At 39.9% G+C, this 3,500-nt stretch carries 3 protein-coding genes; all 3 read left to right on the top strand.

Features of this window, described 5'->3' with window-relative positions; genetic code table 11:
- The first annotated feature begins 14 nt into the window (after positions 1-14).
- Positions 15-947: an aldehyde dehydrogenase family protein gene (locus J7K79_RS04515; protein WP_296905611.1), complete on the top strand. Its 933-nt coding sequence runs from the start codon at positions 15-17 to the stop codon at positions 945-947.
- A 92-nt stretch (positions 948-1,039) separates the two neighbouring features.
- A complete protein-coding gene (locus J7K79_RS04520; protein ID WP_296905609.1) occupies positions 1,040-2,296 on the top strand; it encodes a fucose isomerase in 1,257 nt (418 codons plus the stop codon).
- Positions 2,283-3,500, top strand: a 1,218-nt coding sequence (locus J7K79_RS04525; protein ID WP_296905613.1) for a TIM-barrel domain-containing protein, incomplete at its 3' end; no start/stop codon positions are given. The genes J7K79_RS04520 and J7K79_RS04525, both read left to right, overlap by 14 nt.

Genomic DNA, 3,500 nt, shown 5'->3' on the forward strand with positions numbered 1-3,500 from the left:
AGATAGGTCCTGCTATAGCAGCAGGTAATGCAGTCGTGATAAAACCTCCCACACAAGATCCTCTTACAAATTTGATCCTGGGAGAAATATTACTTGAAGCAGGTATGCCTGCTGAAGCTTTGAGCATAATTACCGGTCCAGGAGGAAAAGTGGGTACTTCAATAGTTAAAGATGAAAGAATAAGAATGGTCAGTTTCACAGGAAGCGTGCCCGTGGGGAAAAAGATCATGCAAGATGCGGGTTTAAAGAAAGTAGCACTGGAACTTGGTTCAAACAGTCCTCTTATAGTAGCAGAAACCGGAAACATTGAAAAAGCAGTAAAAGCAACTGTATCTGGAGGATTTTCTCAGGCGGGTCAGGTTTGTATTTCTGTTCAGAGAGTTTATGTCCACAAATCTGTGTACGAGGAATTTGTGAATCTGCTTGTAAAGAAGGTAGAGGAAATAAAAGTAGGCGATCCTATGAAAGAAGACACCGATATGGGCCCAGTGATAGATGAAGATAACGCCATCAGAGTAGAGAACTGGATAAAAGAAGCAGTGGAAAAAGGTGCAAAAGTTGCTACTGGAGGCAAAAGAGATTACACATTGATCCAACCAACTGTTTTGCTCAATGTGCCAAAAGATACCAAAATAATGACAGAAGAACTTTTTGGACCGGCAGTAGCTGTCAACTCGTTTGAAAACTTCGAAGATGCCCTTGCAGAAGCTAATTCGACAAAATACGGACTTCAAGCGGGTGTTTTCACTTCAAAGATAGAGGAGGCGTTTAAAGCCATTGAGACATTAGAATTCGGTGGCGTTCTCATAAATGAAGGCCCCAGATACAGAGCAGATTTTATGCCGTATGGAGGTTACAAAGAAAGTGGAATTGGAAGGGAGGGTATCAGATTCGCAATAGAAGAGATGACGGAGATAAAAACAGCGATATTTGACTTGAAGGAGTGATGTTTATGCTCAATTTGTTGCTGATACCTGCTGTTAGAAGTACATATGAAGTGAGTGAAGGAAAAAGAATTTTCAATGAGGAATTGCAATCTTTGAAGGAGTACAAGGAAATAACGTGGATTACACCACCGGATGTCATAGAATACACAGAAAATTTAGTGTCGTTTCTGAGTCGTGTTCAAAAAGAAGATATAGACGGTATAGTGATAATGAGTGCCACGTTTCATCTTGGAGATATTGCTCTTTTTCTTTCCAAAGAATTTCCAAATGTACCAATTCTTTGCTGGGCAGTTCCCGAGCTGCCCTATTCTTCAGAAGGAAGAGTGAGATTGAATTCCTTGGTAGGGGCACATCTGGATGTTTCTAATCTGAAGAAGATTGGTAGAAGAGACATCAATTTCGTGTACGGTCTCTCAAAGAGCACCCATTTTAAGGAAAAATTCAAAGAATGGCTCGACATTCTAAAGATTAATAAAGCACTGGAAAAAGCGAAAATAGGACTTGTTGGAGGTCATGCAAAGACCTTCATAAATGTCGATGTTTATGAACCTCTGCTCTTTAAAGAATTTGGCATTATGATTGAACACATATCACTGGAGACCGTTTTTGGTTTAGCGATGGACTCTAACTCTTTGGAATCAGTGAAACAGGAAATAGAAAGAGTCTATGATACTAGCAAGATTTCCGAAGAGAAGAAAAAGAAAGTTGCCAACCTGGCAATTTCCTTGAGAAGAATCATGGAAACAGGAAATTTTGACGCATTAGCCATCAGATGTTGGCCAGAGTTTGTCTTTCATTACGGTATATCACCATGTGCAGCTATGGCTTGGAATATGGCTCAAGGAGCCATTCTAAGCTGTGAAGGAGATATCTTAGGAGCGATTACCATGCTGATGTTCAAAGCAATAGGTTGTCAAGATGTTTACCTTTCAGATATCAGCCAGATCATAGAAGAAGAATCGGCTCTCTTGATGTGGCACTGCGGTGTTGCTCCCCATAACCTATGGGATGGAAAGTCCAAAAAATCTTTGGAAACTTACTTTGCAGGTGGAAAAGGCGTCACTACAGATTTTGTCCTGAAACCAGGACATGTAACTATTGCTCGTGTCGATTATACAGAAGGGAAGTGGACCCTTTTTGTAACAGAGGGCGAGGCTATTCCTACAGATCAGGAACTGAAAGGAACGTATGTAAGAGTCAAGGTAAAAGATCCATTAAAAGTTGTTAACACAGTTGTGGAAAATGGTCTTCCTCATCATGTTGTCATTGGATATGGATCTTTTGCTAAATCCCTTGTAGGATTCTCAAAAATGAGAGGTTGGAGAGTGATAGGTGATGATCTCTTGTGAACTATTCGAAGATAAGTTCTCTGTGAAAATCAATGACCGCATCCTTTTTTCCTCAAATAATGTCTGGGAAGGTGTTGGAAAAGATAAGATCAAAGATCATCATGGACACTTCTTCATAAGGTCATCCTTGAAAGAAAGAAAACCATTTAAAGGGAGCATTAAGATTGTCTCTAGAGAACCTTTGGAGATTGAGATTCACTCTTCAAGTGAAGCAACCAACAGACTGATACTGGAAATTGAATTGGAGGATGATGAATGTATTTTCGGAGGGGGAGAACAGTATAATGAACTGAACTTGACAGGGAAAAAGTTCCCCATATTTGTCCAGGAACAAGGTGTTGGCAGAGGAAGAAACATGATATCCCTCCTTGCAGCTTTGAAAAGAGTAAGAGGCAGTTGGTACACTACATATTTCCCTCAACCTGTTTTCTTTTCGAACAAGGGATATGGAATTGTTTTCAAAACCTTTTCTCCAATACTGGTCAATCTAAGAACTAATGCTTCTTTCGAGATATGGAACAACAGATGCGGTATTATCCTCATTGAAGGAACGATGGAAGAAATGATAAAAAAGTTCTACGAGCTCTTCAGTAACACCTTTGAATACGAAGATTGGATGTTTGGTATATGGTTGGCCTCCCAGGGGGGAGTAAAAAATGTAGAGAACACAATACAAACTGCAAAGAAATGGAACATACCTCTTCATGCTGTCTGGTGTCAAGATTGGTCTGGAAAAATATACACCAAGTTTGGAAGGCAAGTGTACTGGAACTGGGAGTATGATGAAAAGGATTATCACAACCTTCCAGAGTACATCCAAAAGTGGAGAGAAAGTGGTATACATTTCTTAGGCTACATAAATCCTTTTTTGATCAAAGATGGGAAATTGTACAAAGAAGCAGCAGAAAAAGGCTACCTAGTTAAAAGGAAAGATTGTACCATTTATGACATCATCGTTACAACCTTTCCAGCTGGCCTTGTAGATTTAAGTAATCCACACGCTTTTGAATGGTACAAATCCATCATAATAGGCAACATGATATCTATAGGAATGGATGGATGGATGGCTGATTTTGGAGAGTACCTACCTCTGGATGCTGCCCTTGAAAATTCAACCGCTGTTGAGTTTCATAACAGGTACCCTGTAGAATGGGCAAGGTTAAATTTTGAAGCTGCAAAAGAATCCCCGAGGAATGTTATATAT

Source organism: Thermotoga sp. (assembly GCF_021162145.1).
Lineage (GTDB): Bacteria > Thermotogota > Thermotogae > Thermotogales > Thermotogaceae > Thermotoga.